The organism is Aequorivita sp. H23M31 (genome assembly GCF_004022485.1).
GTDB classification, from domain to species: Bacteria; Bacteroidota; Bacteroidia; order Flavobacteriales; family Flavobacteriaceae; genus Aequorivita; species Aequorivita ciconiae.
This window is the reverse complement of record NZ_CP034951.1, coordinates 552,870-570,964: the sequence shown is the minus strand read 5'-3', so window position 1 is coordinate 570,964 and position 18,095 is coordinate 552,870. Positions and strand designations below refer to the sequence as shown.

Below are 18,095 nucleotides of genomic sequence, written 5' to 3'. Positions count from 1 at the left end.
TGTCTTAAGAAAACAAATATTTTAATGGGTCTGCTGGTTGAACACAATCGGAATATTATTTGAAAAAAAAATCCCCCCAAAAAAATTTTGGGAGGGATTTTAAAAATTGCTTTTTGGGTAAATATTATCTAAAGATAAAGGTGTTCATCTGTCCCTGTGTATCCATAAATGTCATTTTAATAGGCGAGCGATAATTGCGCTGGGCCATAATACTTTTTACATCTTCAATATTGTTTACGGTCTCATCATTAAGTTGGGTGATAATGATGCCTTCCAATTTGTATCTCGCAATTTCAGGAGTTAGAGCTCTTGTAACCATTACGCCATTACTAAGCCCTCTTTCTTTTAATTCTGCCTTATTCAGGTTTTTTACCTCAATACCCAAATCGTCTATAGAGGTAGTTTCAAGTTTTACCAAAGTAACAGGGAGGGTTTTTTCGGTGCCATTGCGTATTATGGTCACTTCCACAACATCATTTGGCCTTTTGGAACCCAGATAACCTGCCATATCGGCGAATTTATTTACCTGAACCCCATCAAGTTTTTTGATAATATCCCCTTGTTTCAAACCGCTTTTATCCGCACCGCTTCCTTTTTCAATACCTCCAATTATAACACCCTGTGTCTCGTCAACACCCATTTTGTTTGCCACCTCGGTATTTAAGTTTCCTACTTGGATTCCAAGTATTCCACGTTGCACATTTCCGTATTCCAAAATATCTTCGATAACTTTCCGGGCATTATTGGAAGGCACCGCAAATGAATAACCTACATAACTCCCAGTCTCTGAGGTTATGGCGGTATTAATTCCTATTAATTCTCCTCGTGTATTTACCAGTGCTCCTCCGCTGTTTCCTCGATTTACGGCCGCATCGGTTTGGATAAAAGATTGTGGATTTCCGTCAAACTGATTTAAATCCCGAGCTTTTGCACTGATAATTCCGGCGGTAACGGTAGAGGTGAGGTTAAATGGATTTCCAACAGCCAATACCCATTCCCCTAATCTTACATCATTGGAATCACCAAATGGAATAAAAGGAAAATCGCCATCACCCTCGATTTTAATTAAGGCAATGTCTGTTCCCGGATCAGTACCTACCAATTTTGCGGTATATGTACGGTTATTGTTCAAGGTAACTTCTAGATTGGCGGCATTTGCAATAACGTGATTGTTGGTTATGATGTAACCATCTGGAGAAATAATTACACCACTACCACTGCCAATCATCGCACGAGGTTGTCCTCCGCCCTGAAAATATTCATAGATATTGGTGGGTTGCCTGCTTACGGTTATATTTTTTACGTGGACTACAGCATGAACTGTTTTTTCTGCCGCTTCTGTGAAATCTGTACTCAACGCTTCACCAATAGCAGTTAGATTGGTTGGGATGTAATGTGATGTTGGTTGGGGAGCAAAGGAAATTGGAGTTTCCTTCTCTAGCATTTTGTAGCCTCCAAGAGTAATTGTACCAGCTAATAAGGCCACTAAAAGTAAACGCATTGTCTGTTTCATTTTAGATTCGCTTTTAAAATTAAAATTATTTATTGTGAAGAAATTGCATTTTAAGGTCTCTTAGAAATAGCAATAGATCAATGTAGACGTATTTTAAATTCAATTTTTTGAAGAATGTTCTAACTACTTCACAAATTTAACCAAGCTAGCTTGAAAATAGTATGCCAAATATTGATGTTAACTTTGATTTAACTTCATAGTGGTTTTGCATATAACAATTGGGTTAAAACATTGCGAAAATCTTTAATAGAGTGAGTAATGATTTAATAAGAAATAATAGGTTTTTAAAGGAAAAAGATAATTCCCTATTAACTCTGAATCTCTGACTCATCTAAAACGGGCTTTTTATATCTTTGTGCCAATATGGAATTTACGTTTTATAAATACCAAGGCACTGGGAATGACTTTGTTCTTATAGACAATAGAGATAATTATTTTCCGAAAGAGAATAACGCATTGGTGGAGGAGATGTGCCATCGACGTTTTGGAGTGGGTGCAGATGGATTGATTTTACTTGAAAAAGATTCTTCTACGGATTTTAAAATGGTTTATTATAATAGTGATGGAAACCTAAGTTCTATGTGTGGTAATGGTGGAAGATGCATTGTCCATTTTTCGCATTTTCTCGGAATTATTGCGAATAAGACGAGGTTTACGGCCATTGATGGAATCCATGAAGCTTATATTGATGATGATCAGATTTCTCTAAAGATGACAGATGTAAATGATTTAGTTGTATCTGAAAAATCCATTTTTCTTGATACAGGTTCGCCGCATCACGTGGAGATGGTTCACGATTTAGAGGAATATGATGTTTTTGTAAACGGAAGAGAAATCAGGAACACATTATATGGTAGGGAAGGTTCCAATATAAATTTTGTAGAACAAAAAAAAGATGACATTTTTTCAGTTCGCACTTACGAAAGAGGGGTTGAGGATGAGACCCTTTCTTGTGGCACCGGTGTAACCGCGGTTGCCCTTGCAATGTCCGAAATGGGAAAAACGACCAAAAATACAGTTGTTTTAGAGACTAGGGGAGGGATATTAAAGGTCCGTTTTGAGAAATATCAAGGAGGTTATAAAAATATTTATTTGGAAGGACCTGCTGTTCAGGTTTTTAAAGGAATTTGGAAATGACTACATTAAAAGGAGATAAAATACTTTTAAGGGCTTTGGAACCGAGCGACTTGGATTTTCTTTATCATTTAGAAAATGAGGAATCGCTATGGGAAGTAAGTAATACCATCACTCCATATTCGAAGTTAATTTTGAAAGAGTATTTAGATAATAGCTTTCGTGATATTTATGATGTGAAACAGTTGCGACTGGTAATCTGTAATATTGAAAATAATAACCCTATCGGATTTATAGATCTCTACGACTTCGATCCAAAAAATAGGAGAGTAGGGGCGGGAATAGTTATTTTTAAAAAAGAAGATAGGGGACGAGGGTTTGCGTCTGAAGCTTTAAAAATTACCTCCAATTACGCATTTACCTATTTAAATGTGCATCAGGTTTTTGCGGGTATTACGGAAGATAATGTAGGCAGTATCTCACTTTTTGAAAATGCTGGGTTTGAAAGAAGCGGCATTAAAAAGGATTGGATTTATTCCCTCGGAAAATTCAAAAGTGAGTATGTTTACCAATTAATCTCAGCGGAATAATTCAATTCCACTTTTCAAGAATGTATATAAAAAAAATACTGATAATCATTGTCCTGCTCGGGGCAATTGGAATGGGGGTTTTCTCCTGGTATATTTATGATACCGCGTTTTCGCCCAACACGGCTTTTAATAACGACATCGCCCACGTTTTTATTCCAACAAATGCTACAATTGAGGATGTAATGGACGAGCTCGATCCCTTACTTAAAAAAGAGGAAACCTTTCGCTCAATAGCAAATCAAAAAGGATATTTCGACAACATTAAGCCTGGCCATTTTATCATTTCACGCGGCATGAGCAACAATGACATTATCAATACTTTGCGAAGTAGGAATATACCGATAAATGTAAGGTTCAATAATCAAGAGCGATTGGAAGATCTTGCGGGGAATATTTCCAATCAAATTGAGGCAGATAGCATCTCTCTTTTAAACGCCATGCGCGATCCTGAATTTCTAAAGGAGGTAGGTCTTAAAGAGGAAACAGCACTGTCTCTCTATATACCAAATACTTACGAATTTTATTGGAACACTTCTGCCACTTCTTTCCGTGAGCGAATGAGAAAGGAATATGAAAGATTTTGGAACGAGGATCGATTAAAAAAAGCGGAGGCCTTAAATTTAACCAAAGAACAAGTTATAGCCTTGGCTGCCATAGTTCAGAAAGAAACAGCTAAAGTGGACGAGCGTCCTCGTGTTGCTGGAGTTTATCTTAATCGCTTAAAGTCGGGAATGTTGTTACAAGCAGATCCCACGGTAATATATGCCATCAAACGTACAAATGGAGATTATAATCAGATAATAAAACGTGTGCTCTATGCAGATCTTGAATTGGACTCCCCTTATAATACCTATAAATACGCCGGAATTCCGCCAGGCCCCATCACGATGCCAGATATCTCCTCAATAGATGCAGTCCTTAATCCTGAAACCCATGGATATTATTACTTTGTGGCGGATGTATCCAACTTCGGATACCATAAATTCGCCAAAACATTAGCTCAGCATAATACCAACAAAGCAGAGTATGTGCGTTGGGTAAATAGTCAGGGTTTAAAAAGATAATATTCATTTAAAACCCATTAAATTTTCCTCGAGATAAATTCCCAAATTGAACCTATAGACTGTGTTTATAGGTACTGACGGTTTTGGTCCAAATAACCCTTTCGTTCTTTTCACATTTATTTAACGAGCTATAAATCAGGTTTTTAAAAAATTACTTATCTTTGCGCGCAAGAAAGAGAATGTGTTTACATATTCGAATTTGATTTGTAATGAGAAAAAGATTTTACTTTATAACAGTTTTGCCTGTTGTTGCCTTACTGGTAGGGACGGGATTTAGCTCGAAGAAAGACTACGATTTTTCAACTTTTAGTACAGAAGGATTAGAGTTAAACTATGACGTTCCAACTGAAGCAGATATGTCTTCAGTTTATACCCCGAAGTTTCATTTGTTTTTGGGGAAAACATATCTCGGATTTAAAGAAGCTCTTGGTTTTATGGAATCAGCGGGCGATTATCATATAGTAAACGATTATGGCTATATGGGTAAGTACCAATTTTCGAGATCAACCCTGAAAATGATGGGTTTTAAAGATACATCCAACTTTTTATACGATTCCCAGCAGCAGGAAGATGCGTTTCTCGCGTACATTGCACTTAACAAATGGGTACTCCGCAATGATATTAAGCGCTATGCGGGAAAAACAATTGGTGGTGTAAAAGTAACCGAATCTGGTATTTTGGCAGCGGCACATTTGGCCGGTGCAGGAAATGTGAAGAAATTTTTAAGGAGTAGTGGGGAAAATAGGTTTTCGGATGCAAACGGAACCTCTATTCGTAACTATCTGAGAACATTCTCGGGTTATGACACTTCTCATATCGAGGCGAACAGGCGCTTTAAGAAGATAGGTTAGTTGGTTAACCGTGAATAATAAACAAGGTGGGTCTTTTATGAAGGTCCACCTTTCTTTTTTTCCAGTGTTCTACGGATGCGGTCTTTATGTATTCCGTAGGAAGTGTCAAGTCGCAGGCTAAGCAAATTCGTGTCTTTGGCGATAAAGTTTCTAAAAGACTCTCTAGCATTTGATTGTTGCGGTAAGGAGTTTCGATAAACAATTGGGACTGATCCAGGTTGGTGGACAATTTTTCCAGACGTTTTAATTCTGCTTTCCTTTCATGCTTATCGATAGGTAAATAACCATTGAATGCAAAATTCTGTCCATTAAATCCGCTTGCCATAAGTGCCAGAAGAATGGACGAGGGACCCACAAGTGGAATAACTTTAATACCATTTTCATGGGCAGCCTGAACTGCACGCGCACCAGGATCGGCGACTCCGGGGCAACCGGCATCACTTATTATCCCAACATCAAAACCCTCTAAGCAAGGAGAAAGCATAGATGGAATTTCCTCAGCTCGTGTGAATTTATTGATTTCTTGAAACTTCAGATCAGATTGTTTTTTATCGTGGGAAATACTTTTTATAAAGCGGCGCGCATTTTTTTCGTGTTCCACAATATAATGATTGATTCTCTCAATGGTAGTTTTCACGGAAATCGGCAAAACAGCCAAGGGAGGAACGTCTCCCAAAGTACACGGGATCAGATACAGATTTCCTTTAGGATGGTCCATCAGCGGATAATTATTTTTTTCACCATTACCAAACCTTTCCCACTCGTTATTCTTGCCATATAAATCCCCGAACTTAAAGACTTTAGCGGAATTGTTGTTTTGTTACCAGCAATGTTTTCTTGAGAATGGACTAAATGACCTTTTATATCGAATATCTGTATTGTCTGAAAAGTGTCATTTTTAAGCGTGAAATCGAGAAAGTCAGAAGCGGGATTGGGAGAAATGGTTAATCCATTACTTAGGGTTGAATTTTCAGTAGAAGCAATTTCTCCACCGTTAATTTTATAAATATTTCCTCCAGAAATATCAACAACATATAATTCTTTGTTGAGATCCTCTCCAAAGGATACCCAATTGCCTGAAAAATTTCCGTGGTTTATTAAATTTTCCGAGCCATCAACTGTTCCAATCATTCCGCTACAATAATCCGCGAAAAAATAAAGTCCGGCGATGTCTGAATATGTTGATCCTCTGTAAACATATCCACCAGTAATAGAGCAATTACCGTTTTGATGGGTATATTCAGCGAGTGGAAATTCCAATTCTGATGTAGGGGGGCAGTTTTGATTGTTATAAGGTTGTGATCCTTCATAACAGCGCCAGCCATAGTTAAGTCCGGCACTAGTTAAGGGGGCACGGTTTATTTCTTCTATATTATTTTGTCCCACATCTGCAATCCAAATATTATTCTCGGTTAAATCTATAGAAAAACGCCACGGATTGCGCAATCCGTACGCATAGATCTCCTGCTTTGCATTTTGGTTCCCAAAAAACGGATTGTCGGTAGGAATGCCATAGTTATTCCCTCCAGAAGGATTGTCAACATCAATCCGCAACAACTTGCCTAAAAATGAATTAATGTTTTGTGCCTGATTTGTAGGGTCCCCGCCACTGCCACCATCCCCTGAAGAAATGTATAGATAGCCATCTGGACCAAATACCAAGTTCCCACCATTATGGTTAGAATAGGGTTGAGAATAAGTTAAGATTGAAAGTTCAGAATTGCTATTCGCAATATCGGCATTTGAGGAATCCACCGAAAACCGAGAAATGTGAGTATCCCCATTCGTATCTGTATAGTTTATGTAGAAATATCCATTAGCAGCATAATTGGGATGAAATGCCAATCCTAGCAATCCCTGTTCACTCCCATGTGATACCTGACTGGAAATGTCCAAAAAAGCAGTAGTATTCACAGTTCCATTTGCTTGTACAATCTTTATTTTGCCCCCTTGTTCCACCACAAATAGACGGTTATCCTGGGCATGTTGAAGATTGAGGGGAGAATTAAAACCTCCTTTAAAAAGTTCTATAGTTACTTCTTGGGCAAAAGTCCATCCTGCCATAAAAATAAACGTCACTAATAATAATGATTTCTTCATAGCAGCTATTTTTTAACGTTCTGAAACCTTGCTATAAGGTCTTCTGTTTTTTATATTTTTTGTGCAATTACCTCGCAGGCGTCATCCAGCATTTTATAAACACTATCGAACGTAACCCCTCCACCAAAATATGGATCTGGAACATCAACATTTTCTCCGGGGAAAACTTCGTCCAGTATCATTTTCACTTTTTTTCTTTGTCCTTCATTTTGGGCAAGCGCGAGAACATTTTCCTTGTTGGAATTATCCATAACATAAATAAGATCGAAATCGTCAAAATCCTTCGCGCTAAATTGTCTGCCGCGCTGATCTGTGATGTCCAAGTTGTAATGCCCGGCTATCTCAATACTTCTTGGATCGGGAGATTCCCCAACATGCCAATGTCCAGTCCCTGCGGAATCCACAAATACTTTAGAGGTGTCAATTTTGGATTTTAAAATTCCTTCAGCTAATGGAGAGCGGCAGATGTTGCCGAGACAGACCATAAGAATTCTTTTCTTTTTCAAACCGTTCGTTGTTAAATATCGAGTTTTTCAAAGATAGCGAATATCGAACTTTCCTAAAACTTATTATTAGAGGTTTTAAAGAGACTTAGAGCGTAAGTTTTTTGTTGAGGTCCTCAACGTACTTCCGGAATTGCTTGTCGGTAGTAGAAAGGTTGTTTACGGTTTTACAGGCGTGCAATACGGTAGCGTGGTCCCGCTGACCTATTTGCGAACCAATGGACGCCAGAGAAGCCTTCGTGTATTTTTTGGCAAAGAACATCGCCAGCTGTCTAGCTTGAACTATATGGCGTTTTCTGGTTTTGGATTGAAGCGTGTCCACATCCATCTGGAAGTAATCGCTTACCACCTTTTGTATATAATCTATGGAAACTTCTCGTTTAGTATGCTTCACATAGTTTTCAACAATCTTACGGGCAAGATCAATTGTGATTTCCTTTTTGTTGAAAGAGGAATGAGCAATTAAAGAGATAATAGCTCCTTCCAGTTCACGGATATTTGTTTTAATATTATTGGCTAAAAATTCAACAATTTCTCCCGGCATTTCTACTCCATCCCGATAGAGTTTGTTCTCAATAATCGCTACTCTGGTATCATAATCAGGATGGTTCAATTCGGCTGAAAGTCCCCATTTAAAGCGAGATAACAAGCGCTGTTCTATATCGATCATATCCACGGGCGCCTTATCACTCGTGAGTATAACCTGTTTTCCGTTTTGATGCAAATGATTAAAAACGTGGAAGAAAACATCTTGCGTTCCAGCTTTTCCGGAGAACAATTGGATATCGTCCACAATTAGCACATCAATTATCTGGTAAAAGTGGATAAAGTCGTTTCTATTGTTTTTTCTAACTGATTCTATATACTGCTGGGTAAACTTTTCGGCAGATATATACAACACCGTTTTTTCGGGATACTTATCTTTTATGTCCACACCAATTGCGTGGCCCAAATGTGTTTTTCCTAATCCCACACCCCCAAAAATAAGAAGAGGATTAAATGAAGTTCCTCCTGGTTTATTGGCCACAGCTAAACCAGCGGATCTTGCCAAGCGGTTGGAATCACCTTCAAGGAAATTTTCAAAATTATAATTTGGATTAAGTTGCGATTCGATTTTAACGTTCCGAATACCCGGAATTACAAATGGATTTTTAAGTTCCGGACTTTTGTTCTTAACGGGAACATCAACCTCCTGCAATTGCATATTGCTCCGGTTTGAACTCGGTATTTTTTCGGTAAAGGGCAGCTTGTTACCGTAGGTGTTTTCCATCCTAATGATATACACCAACTTAGCTGTAGCGCCCAATTCCTTTGTCAACGCAACTTTTAATATTTTAACGTAATGTTCCTCCAGCCATTCGTAAAAAAATTTACTTGGAACCTGAATACTGAGGGCATTATCTGCCAGTTTAACTGCCTTTATGGGCTCGAACCATGTTTTGTAAGCTTGTGAAGAAATATTATCTTCGATAAAAGCCAAACAATTGTCCCAAACCGATTCCGCAGTTCTGTTCATAGTTAAAAATTAAGTTTTGTTTTTAAAAAAGTTTGTGCCGATAAATAATTGGAGGAGGACTTTCCGAGTTATTCTCAACTGTGCAAATATGTGAACAAAAAAGTTATAAAAAAAACCCATCAGGGGTTGAAATACACGTTTTTTTTCGCCATACTTCACTTTTGCTAAATCTACAAAATCCTTTTGTCATAAACACGATATTTTGAAAAATACAATCACAAAAATTAGGGTCCGATACGGAGAAACCGACCAAATGGGAGTAGTATATTATGGGAACTATGCACAGTACCTAGAGCAGGGCCGAACCGAGTGGCTTCGGGAGCTGGGGTATTCATACAAGTGGATGGAAGCCAATAATGTTCACCTTCCGGTGGTCCATTTAAGCATCGATTATAAGCTGCCAGCGTACTATGACGACGTGCTCACGGTAAAGACCACTTTAAAGAAATTGCCTAGCGTAAAAATCGAATTTTACTACGAGATTTATAATGAATCCAAACAACTTCTGATCCGTGCGACAACCGTTCTTGTTTTTGTTAATAGTACCACCAAAAAGTTGATGAAAGCACCACAATATTTACTTGATAAGTTGGTATAATTAAATTTGAATTAACTTCTTTTAAGAATTTTCTTTTCCTTCCCCTAGGTCTAGAGTTGATTTAATTTTCACCTTATAAGTATTTTCAAATATTTCAAAAATCCTTTTTGCTTCTTTTTTGCGAATAGAAATTTCAAACTCGCAGTCAAGTTCCATTTTCTGATTGGTTACTGTAATATTTTCGTCCTTAATAATTCGCATTACCGTATTCATTTCCGGATACTCAAATTGGAGAAAAAAAGTTTCATCAATAGTTTTCTCGACAATTTTGCTGGATTCAAGAGCCATTTGCGCAGCCGTTTTATAAGCTTGTATCAATCCACCGACACCCAGTTTTGTTCCTCCGAAATATCTAACGACAATCACTGCGATATTAGTGACGTTAAATGCCTGCAACTGGCCATAAATAGGCATTCCTGCGCTGTTAGTAGGTTCTCCATCATCATTGGCGCGAAAGTGTTCATATTCTTTGCCCAATTGCCAGGCATAACACCAATGTCGCGCACTATGATGTTGCTTCTTAAGAACTTCTATATGTTCCTTTATAGCCTCCTCTGTAGAAACGGGAAAGGCATAACCAAAAAATTTGCTGCCTTTTTCCTTGTAAACAACTTCTTGGGAAGGTTTTAGAATAGTTTTATATGTGTCTTTTTCAATATCCAATTGTAAGTAATGTTATATTATTCCCCGGAAATGATTACCATTTTCCAAGAGTTATCAATAAAATCCCAAAAATTGCCAGAATAATCCCAATCCAATTTTTGATCAATAGTTTTTCCTGGAACAACAAGATTCCTAACAAAGTAGAAATCATTACAACGGAAACATTGTTGATGGTAAAGATTCCCGAACTTTCAAAAATACCACTGCGCAAGGCCTGAAGCAAGAAATAAATAGAAAAGAAATTTGGAATTCCTAGGGCAATTCCTCCCACTACATTTTTAAACTGAAACTGGAATTTACCCTGGAGAGCTTGAACAGACAATATTCCTATTCCCACTAATGCCGCCATGGTGTAAATCGTCGCTGAAAATATCGAGATGTCATCCTTTCCAACATATTCACCTTCCAAATATTTTACAGAAGTATCAATAACTCCACTTCCTGTAAAAACCAAGACTGGAAAGATAAAATTTGATGCCTTTATTTTCAGGCTATCTTCCCGTTTAATGGAGACTAAATATACGGCAACCAACGCGAGAAGAATTCCGATAAACTTTAGATTTCCTAAACTTTCCTTATAATAAAGTAACCCAAATAGAATTGGAATTACCACGCTCATTTTTGCTGCCACGGATACTACAGAGAGTCCATTGCGCTGAGCGGTAATTCCCATTAGGTTAAATACGATTATAAAAAGAACTCCCAGCCCTAAGGCGAAGGGAAACCATGAGTATTGAAAAGTTTGTGCCAGATGAATTTCATTGGGTTGTAGCAGAATTCCACAAAATGTAGCCACTACATAGTTTGTGACAATGGCGTGTAGGGTATTGATGTTATATCTTGTAAAAATCTTAAAAACCACATAAATAGTTGTGGAGGAGAGGATGCTCAGCGCAAGAGCTATCAAGGTTTAAAATTTTTAAGGTGGAGTATACGGTCTTTCTTGATGTTGCTTTCAAAAACTAAATTACCTTTAATAGTTGGAGCGGAGATTCCTTCCCCAAATTGGCTGGGCCCAATAAATATAAAAGCTTCATCCCATAGATTTGTGGTGATAAAAGTTGCTAGAGTTTTTGCTCCGCCTTCAACAATCAAGGATTGAATACCTTTTTCATATAAAATTTGGCATATTTGAGAGGCAATTTCTTTGGTGAAATCAATTTGTAGGTAATGAAGGGGATGTTCTAATCCGACGGGAGGTTTTGCATTTCGCGATGTAAACACCAAAGTCTCAGCGCTGCCATCAAAAACCGAATATTTCGAGGAGAGCTTTAGCTCCTTATCAATTATAATTCTAATGGGATTTTGGCCCGCCCATTCTCTTAGTGTTAACGATGGATTATCTTCCCGAACAGTATTCGTACCGACCAATATTGCCATTTCTTCTGACCGCATTTTGTGAACCAACTGCCTGGAAAATTTATTAGTGATCCATACAGGTGTGGTTGCCGATCTAGTTTCTTTTTTTGGTGCGATAAATCCATTAAGAGTTTCCGCCCATTTAAGAAAGATAAAGGGTCTCTTGTTACGATGAAAAGTAAAAAAGCGTTTGTTCAATTCGTTACATTGCGCTTCCAATACTCCAGAAATAACGTTGCACCCCGAATCCTGTAGCTTTTTAATTCCGCGTCCGGCAACCTTCGGATTTGGATCCACGCTTCCGACTATTATATTTTTAATACCTTTTGAAATAATTAAATGGGAACAAGGCGGCGTCTTCCCAAAATGGCTACATGGTTCCAAACTAACATAAATGGTCGCTTCCTTAAGCAATTCAGGATCTTTTACATTTGAAATAGCATTTACCTCTGCGTGTGGCTCGCCAGCTTTATAATGCCATCCCTCGCCAATTATTTTGTCATTTACAACAATTACACATCCCACCAAAGGGTTGGGATAGGTGGTGCCCAGCCCATTTTTGGCAAGCTGGATACAGCGTGACATATATTTTTCATGTAATTTCACAGCGTAAAAATACAAGGATTTAATCAGATGGCCCTACCGATTATTCGTCTTATTGAAAAAAGAGATAACCCAAATATTGCACTCGTTATTCGACAAGTTTTGGAGGATCTTGGTGTTCCAAAAGTGGGAACGGCTTATGCCGACAGTGCGTTAGATTGTATGTTTGAAACTTATCAAAATCCGCGAACCGCTTATTTTGTAGTCGAAAAAAACCGTGTTCTTTTAGGTGGAGCTGGAATTGCTCCTCTGGAAAACTACAAGGGAAATATATGCGAACTTCAGAAAATGTATTTTATACCTGAAGCTAGGGGATTGGGAATTGGGAAACAGTTGATGGAATTCTGCATCGCTAAAGCCAGGGAATTCAAATTTGACCAAATTTATCTTGAAACAATGGAGTATATGGTTCCAGCTCAAAAGCTATACAGAAAATCGGGATTTGATTATATCGAAGGCCCGATCGGAAATACAGGTCATTTTTCCTGCCCAGTGCAGATGCTGAAAGATCTATAATTATTAATTGAATCAATTTTAGAGATTAGCTTTGAATATTTCCGAATTAAAATTCCACTTTAAAAGTAGCCTGAAAGGTGTATTTCCTTCGGAAGAGGTGCAATCATTTTTTGATATTCTTTCTGCAAAATATTTGAATCTTACTCGTCTAGAAATTGCATTAAATCCAAAAATTCAAATTTCTGATGAAAACCAGAATCGATTTAAGGAGGCGATTGCTCGACTAGAGAAAGAAGAGCCAATCCAGTATATTATTGGAGAATCCGAGTTTTATGGAATGATTTTTAAAGTCAATAATTCCACTTTAATTCCACGTCCTGAAACTGAAGAACTTGTGGAATGGATTATTTCAGAGAATAATTATGAAGATCGAAATATTCCCATTCTCAAAATTTTGGATATAGGAACAGGCTCCGGTTGTATTGCCATTTCCCTGGCAAAAAACCTTATGAATTCCGAAATAACGGCTGTAGATATTTCTGAAGACGCATTGAAAGTTGCCCAGGAAAATGCCAGAAAAAATAATGTGGAAGTAAATTTTCTGCAGATGAATATTTTGGAGTCAGATATATTTTCTTATTCTACCCGGACTTTCGAAGATAAATATGACATTATCGTTTCCAATCCACCTTATGTCCGAGAATTGGAAAAAAGCGAAATGCATCCCAACGTTTTAAATTATGAGCCGGAAACAGCGTTATTTGTAAAAGATGATGAACCGTTATTGTTTTATAAAACCATTTCGGCTCTGGCGAAAAATTCTTTAAAACAAAATGGAAAACTCTATTTTGAAATAAACGAGCAATATGGAAGGGAGTTGCTAGAATTTTTAAAAGGTGAGGGGTTCATCAATATTGAAATAAGAAAAGATATTTATGGGAAAGATAGAATGGTCAAATCTAATATGGGATAGGGCATCAGCTGGAAGAACCTAAGACTGTTTTATTTATTTAATCCTTTCATTTTACGTTTTAAATCTTTCATCTTCAGTCTCCCCGAATTTCGTCTCCTTCGTCCTCCGTTTTTTCGTTATTCATTCGCACAAAATTATAAACTCCTTTACCCTCAGCTATTAATTCGTCGTTTTGAAACGCTTTCATCTTAGCGACAAGAATTCTGTTTCCCATTCTTACTATTTTGCCCACGACAATGACTTCAATGGGTTCGGCACCTTTTAGGTAATCTACTCTTAGGTCGATGGTGGAAATTTTATCTTCCATTGAAGTGAAATGGGTCGCACCTATTACGCCGCCAACAGAATCCATAATAGTGGCTATAATTCCACCGTGCCATCGATTGGTCCTAAAATCGCCGACCAATTCTTTTTTAAACGGAACTCTAATTTTTACAAAGGAATTGTCCAGCTCCATAATTTCCAATCCCAAGAATTTATGAAGCGGAATGCTTTCTTCAAAAGTATGTTTTATTAAATCAAAAGTGTTTTCAACCATTTTTGAATAAATATAGAGGGAATTAAATTAAATATCAAAGGTACAAAATCATCGGGTTTGTGGTTAAAGGGCAGCAATTACCGAAATTTCGACGTTCACAGATTTTGGAAGTTTTGCCACCTGAACAGTTTCGCGGGCGGGTGCGGTTTCTTCATTAAAATAGCCGCCATAAATAGTATTTATCTTACCGAAATTGTCCATATCACTAATAAAAATTGTGCTTTTTAAAACATTTTCAAAAGTCATTCCAGCAGCAGAAAGGATGGCCTTTAGGTTTTCCATTACCAATTTTGTTTCGGTTTCAATATCATCCAAAACCAAATCTCCTGTTTTTGGATCTATGGCAATTTGGCCCGAAGTGTAAAGTATCCCGTTTTTAAGTATTGCCTGATTATAAGGTCCAATGGGAGCAGGTGCGTTTGTTGTGGTTATTATAGTTTTCATGGGAAAAAGTTTCTGAGTTTAGAAGTTAAGGATTCCAAGTTTAAGATGCCTGAGTGTTTTGAAAGCATCGTAAAAGTTATTTGAAGTATATATAATTCTTTTTGATTTCAAAAGGCATCGAAGGTATGAGTTTGGTAATTTATGGGTTTCGTAGTTCAAAAAGTCCTGTCTCCATCCATCGTATTAAAAAACGATTGTTCAAAATTCATCTTCAGCTTCATTTAAAGCCGCTTATCACTTTCTCTTCGTTTATCGTATTTAATATCACTCAACATAGAAGATTTTATTCCAATAAAGAAATACCACGCAGTATTGATACTTCCTATTGGCGTCCAGTTAAAGCTCATCTGCCACGATTCCAAATCTCGCTGGAAGCGGAATTGGGTAAGCGTGACACCCTTATTTTTAAAATCATATCCCGAAGAAACTCCTACGGTCCATCGAGGAGCCACCGTAAGATTGGTGCTGAGCATAAGGGATTGTGAAGAAATCTCGCTTTGTCGGCGATCGTTGGCATAGGTTATAGTATAAGCCAAGCGCATATCCCACGGAATGGAATAATTATACCAATCTACATTGGTTCTGGCCTCTTCCTCTTCCGGACTTTCATCTTCATAGATTTGGCCATCATAAATATCGGCCGCTTCTCCAAAAAGATCATCCGGTCGCCCACCATTCCTAAAGGTTTCATTCTCTAACCTATCCTTACTGGTTGTGCGTTTGTCAAAATCCTTACTCGAAAAAGAATAATTAATACTCACGTTGGCATTGGTAAGTCGAAAGAGACTTCCTCCGTTGTCAATATTGAACACGTCTATTTTTCGATTATTGTTATCCAAAGCATAAGGATCCAACGAGCCACTAAAGTTGAAATCCAATTTTGGAACAACGGGAATACTTCCTGAAAACCTCAAGTCGCTCCATTGCAGTGAGTCGCCCGCAAGATTGTAAGCGGTGCTGAAGTTCAAGTTGTTCAATAAAATTACTTTTTTTGGTTCTGTGGCAGTGGTATCACGGTTTCTAACCTTGGCTTCAAGAGTATTGCTAAGTCCCAACCCAATACTGCTCGAGTAAGTTTTGCCTGGAGGTCCATAAAGAGTGTTCTCAAATCTTGAATATTGAACGAGCTCTCCGGCCGCCTCTTCTGCCGTTAGTGGTATACGGAATTCATCATAATATCTATCAAAAGATGGGTTTACTACATATCCCACAGTAGGGCGCATCACGTGGCGCAAAGCTTGAATCTTGTTATCTTTTCCAAAGTTGAACAATCCATAAACCGTGGTTCCCAAACTGGCAGAAAAATTATAAGTCCGGTAACTGTCAAACCCTGAAATAGTATCTTTTACAATACCACCTCGGCCATTGAAAGCGTTTTCATCATAATATTGACGTGTCGTCTTTAGCATCCAAGTTTCGCGGTAATTGCTGCCAAGGGAGGCACTTAAATATTTCAAAACCTTAAAGTTGGTAGTAAGTGGAATGCTATGTTGCGCGCCAACCTGGGCATTGTGGAACATTTCGGGCTTAAAAAAAAGCGAATCCGTAGTTTGAATACGGTTTTCGGCTGTGAGATTGTATTGGAAGTTTATATTTTCAATAATTCCTTTTTTTGTACCATCCTTGGGCGCAAAGGGATAGATCCTCGAAACGCTAGCGTTCAAATTTGGCAAGGACATGGATATTTGTTGTGTCTGCGTATTCTGGGAATGGGTTGCGGCAATGGTAAAGTTCACTTGGGGATCTCCTTCAAAGGTTTTGGAATAGGATACCGAGGAACTTAATGTGTTTACCAAGGCACTTGCGTTATTGGTCTGGTTAATAGATTCCGTAAAATACTTGCTGCTTCCCAAGTTTACCGATGCCGAAAAGCGTGAGCTCGGACTGCTTTTGGCATCTTGGGTGTGGGTCCAACGGATGTTGTAAATGCTTGACTGGCTAAACCCTGGAAAGCCTCGTTCGCCATCTATCAGGTTTTCGAATCGTACACTAACATTTCCTCGAAATTTATAGCGCATTACATAACTGGATTCGCCTCGCAGAGCATAGCTTCCATTGGTATAATAATCACCCATTGCGCTTATATCCAGATAATCGCTTATTGCAAAATAGTAGCCTCCGTTCTGAAAAAAGAATCCACGACTATTGTTTTCTCCAAAGGATGGAATTATAAATCCGGATGTGCGATCTTCTGTTAATGGAAAATAAGCAAAAGGCAATCCTACCGGGGTGGGAACATCCGCTATATACATATTGGTAAGTCCGGTAACGATTTTTTTCTTCGGAATAAATTTAGCCTTTCGTGTATAAAAATAATATTCAGGATCGTCAATATTCTTAGAAGTAGTAAAGCGAACGTTTCTAAGATAGATTACAGAATCATTTACCTTTTTGGTCACCTCGGAGATTACGTTAAATCCGTTTTGTTCCGTTCTACTATTGAAGACCAATGCTTTTTTCGAATTGAAATTATACCGGATAGAATCCGGTTCTACCTTATTGCTTCCCTGGATAAAAACAGGACGTTGACGGTAATCTCCCGCGCTATCAATTCCTTTTGCGTACACTTCGTTTTTATTATAATCCAGAATGATCAAACCTGCGTCTATGCGCATATCCTCATAGATTATATATGCCTTATTGTACATATAAACCTTATTTTCCTTGCGGTCCAAGTAAACATAATCCTCGCCGTAATACTCCACAACGTCGGCAAGCACTTCTTTTACAGGTATAAGGGTGTCAGACTTTACGGTGTCCTTAACGCGCTCATTGGTTTCGGTTAAAAAGCTTTTAAAGTTCAGGGAAAGGGTATCTGTTTCCAAGCTGGGAGATTTTTCCAAAGTATCAGTTATGATAATCTTGGTTTCCGTCTTTACAGGTATCTCCTGACCATATAAAAACCCGCCAACGGTTAGCAGGAATGTTAAGAAGATTGTTAAGTAATGCTTGAGGGTTCGCAATGCTCCGATACGATTATTTTGTAGATTTGGCTCAGTATTTGAAACGCTCAAAAATAAACATATTTTCTCGGGTATGTTTTTTTAAATGAGATTTTCGAAAAATGTGGGTCTATTTCATTTTTAACAAAAAGAATAGTTCTGATTTGTAGAACACGGAAATTTCATTTCCTGGTTCTTTTTTGAAATAATAATCAATTATATAAATCGTTCAATTCAATAGGAAACACGAATTAGCACAATGCCATCAACCCTTTATTAGCGGGAATCGTAAATTCTTATCTACCTGA

Annotated in this window: 18 protein-coding genes; 7 read left to right on the top strand and 11 right to left on the bottom strand. The window is 37.9% G+C overall.

Translation table 11 applies throughout. The features are described 5' to 3' along the window. Nucleotides 1-124 precede the first annotated feature (124 nt). The gene (locus tag EI546_RS02615; protein ID WP_317127439.1) at nucleotides 125-1,501 is read right to left on the bottom strand and encodes a trypsin-like peptidase domain-containing protein; all 1,377 of its coding nucleotides are present in this window, start codon (nucleotides 1,499-1,501) and stop codon (nucleotides 125-127) included. A 375-nt stretch (nucleotides 1,502-1,876) separates the two neighbouring features. Here EI546_RS02615 and dapF point away from each other — a divergent pair, with 375 nt between their 5' ends. The 4 genes from dapF to EI546_RS02595 all read left to right on the top strand — a co-directional run bounded on the left by dapF (nucleotide 1,877) and on the right by EI546_RS02595 (nucleotide 5,092). Continuing rightward, complete coding sequence (dapF, locus tag EI546_RS02610) at nucleotides 1,877-2,650, top strand: diaminopimelate epimerase (RefSeq protein WP_128249084.1); 774 nt, start codon at nucleotides 1,877-1,879, stop codon at nucleotides 2,648-2,650. Continuing rightward, nucleotides 2,647-3,177, top strand: a complete 531-nt coding sequence (locus tag EI546_RS02605) for a GNAT family N-acetyltransferase (RefSeq protein WP_128249083.1) — start codon at nucleotides 2,647-2,649, stop codon at nucleotides 3,175-3,177. Before dapF ends, EI546_RS02605 begins: the two co-directional genes overlap by 4 nt. Nucleotides 3,178-3,197: 20 nt before the next feature. After that, nucleotides 3,198-4,241, top strand: coding sequence for an endolytic transglycosylase MltG (mltG, locus tag EI546_RS02600; RefSeq protein WP_128249082.1), 1,044 nt, complete (start codon nucleotides 3,198-3,200; stop codon nucleotides 4,239-4,241). Between the two features lie 209 nt (nucleotides 4,242-4,450). Further along, a complete protein-coding gene (locus EI546_RS02595; RefSeq protein WP_128249081.1) occupies nucleotides 4,451-5,092 on the top strand; it encodes a lysozyme family protein in 642 nt (213 codons plus the stop codon). A 4-nt stretch (nucleotides 5,093-5,096) separates the two neighbouring features. Here the strand turns inward: EI546_RS02595 and EI546_RS02590 are convergent, their stop codons facing one another. The 4 genes from EI546_RS02590 to dnaA form a co-directional block, all read right to left on the bottom strand. Continuing rightward, entirely contained in the window at nucleotides 5,097-5,810 is a 714-nt protein-coding gene (locus EI546_RS02590) for an SAM-dependent methyltransferase (RefSeq protein ID WP_128249080.1), read from the bottom strand. Then, nucleotides 5,810-7,192: a PQQ-dependent sugar dehydrogenase gene (locus tag EI546_RS02585; RefSeq protein WP_128249079.1), complete on the bottom strand. Its 1,383-nt coding sequence runs from the start codon at nucleotides 7,190-7,192 to the stop codon at nucleotides 5,810-5,812. Before EI546_RS02585 ends, EI546_RS02590 begins: the two co-directional genes overlap by 1 nt. Before the next feature lie 50 nt (nucleotides 7,193-7,242). Continuing rightward, nucleotides 7,243-7,677: a low molecular weight protein-tyrosine-phosphatase gene (locus tag EI546_RS02580; protein ID WP_128251511.1), complete on the bottom strand. Its 435-nt coding sequence runs from the start codon at nucleotides 7,675-7,677 to the stop codon at nucleotides 7,243-7,245. Between the two features lie 106 nt (nucleotides 7,678-7,783). Continuing rightward, the gene (gene dnaA, locus EI546_RS02575; protein WP_128249078.1) at nucleotides 7,784-9,211 is read right to left on the bottom strand and encodes a chromosomal replication initiator protein DnaA; all 1,428 of its coding nucleotides are present in this window, start codon (nucleotides 9,209-9,211) and stop codon (nucleotides 7,784-7,786) included. A 202-nt stretch (nucleotides 9,212-9,413) separates the two neighbouring features. Between dnaA and EI546_RS02570 the strand changes: the two genes are divergently transcribed. Next, the gene (locus tag EI546_RS02570; RefSeq protein ID WP_128249077.1) at nucleotides 9,414-9,809 is read left to right on the top strand and encodes an acyl-CoA thioesterase; all 396 of its coding nucleotides are present in this window, start codon (nucleotides 9,414-9,416) and stop codon (nucleotides 9,807-9,809) included. A gap of 21 nt (nucleotides 9,810-9,830) precedes the next feature. Here EI546_RS02570 and EI546_RS02565 read toward each other — a convergent pair whose 3' ends face one another. The 3 genes from EI546_RS02565 to ribD are packed head-to-tail and all read right to left on the bottom strand — an operon-like array spanning nucleotide 9,831 to nucleotide 12,416. Further along, nucleotides 9,831-10,472: an IMPACT family protein gene (locus EI546_RS02565; RefSeq protein ID WP_128249076.1), complete on the bottom strand. Its 642-nt coding sequence runs from the start codon at nucleotides 10,470-10,472 to the stop codon at nucleotides 9,831-9,833. A 34-nt stretch (nucleotides 10,473-10,506) separates the two neighbouring features. Beyond that, on the bottom strand, nucleotides 10,507-11,379 hold the full coding sequence (locus EI546_RS02560; protein ID WP_128249075.1) for a DMT family transporter: 873 nt from the start codon (nucleotides 11,377-11,379) through the stop codon (nucleotides 10,507-10,509). Next, nucleotides 11,376-12,416 (bottom strand): bifunctional diaminohydroxyphosphoribosylaminopyrimidine deaminase/5-amino-6-(5-phosphoribosylamino)uracil reductase RibD, encoded by a 1,041-nt coding sequence (gene ribD, locus EI546_RS02555; protein ID WP_240673143.1) that lies wholly within the window; start codon nucleotides 12,414-12,416, stop codon nucleotides 11,376-11,378. The genes EI546_RS02560 and ribD overlap by 4 nt, the downstream gene beginning before the upstream one ends. 48 nt (nucleotides 12,417-12,464) lie before the next feature. Here ribD and EI546_RS02550 point away from each other — a divergent pair, with 48 nt between their 5' ends. Both EI546_RS02550 and prmC read left to right on the top strand, forming a co-directional pair. Further along, nucleotides 12,465-12,950 carry a GNAT family N-acetyltransferase gene (locus EI546_RS02550; protein ID WP_128249073.1) on the top strand — a complete coding sequence of 162 codons (486 nt, stop codon included), beginning with the start codon at nucleotides 12,465-12,467 and terminating at the stop codon, nucleotides 12,948-12,950. 31 nt (nucleotides 12,951-12,981) lie between these two features. Continuing rightward, the gene (prmC, locus tag EI546_RS02545) at nucleotides 12,982-13,863 is read left to right on the top strand and encodes a peptide chain release factor N(5)-glutamine methyltransferase (RefSeq protein ID WP_128249072.1); all 882 of its coding nucleotides are present in this window, start codon (nucleotides 12,982-12,984) and stop codon (nucleotides 13,861-13,863) included. A 73-nt stretch (nucleotides 13,864-13,936) separates the two neighbouring features. Here prmC and EI546_RS02540 read toward each other — a convergent pair whose 3' ends face one another. From EI546_RS02540 to EI546_RS02530, 3 genes are all read right to left on the bottom strand, one after another. Continuing rightward, the gene (locus EI546_RS02540; RefSeq protein ID WP_128249071.1) at nucleotides 13,937-14,401 is read right to left on the bottom strand and encodes a hotdog fold thioesterase; all 465 of its coding nucleotides are present in this window, start codon (nucleotides 14,399-14,401) and stop codon (nucleotides 13,937-13,939) included. 63 nt (nucleotides 14,402-14,464) lie between these two features. Continuing rightward, nucleotides 14,465-14,845, bottom strand: coding sequence for a Rid family detoxifying hydrolase (locus EI546_RS02535; RefSeq protein ID WP_128249070.1), 381 nt, complete (start codon nucleotides 14,843-14,845; stop codon nucleotides 14,465-14,467). Nucleotides 14,846-15,066: 221 nt separating this feature from the next. Beyond that, complete coding sequence (locus tag EI546_RS02530) at nucleotides 15,067-17,859, bottom strand: putative LPS assembly protein LptD (RefSeq protein ID WP_128249069.1); 2,793 nt, start codon at nucleotides 17,857-17,859, stop codon at nucleotides 15,067-15,069. Nucleotides 17,860-18,095: the final 236 nt, after the last annotated feature.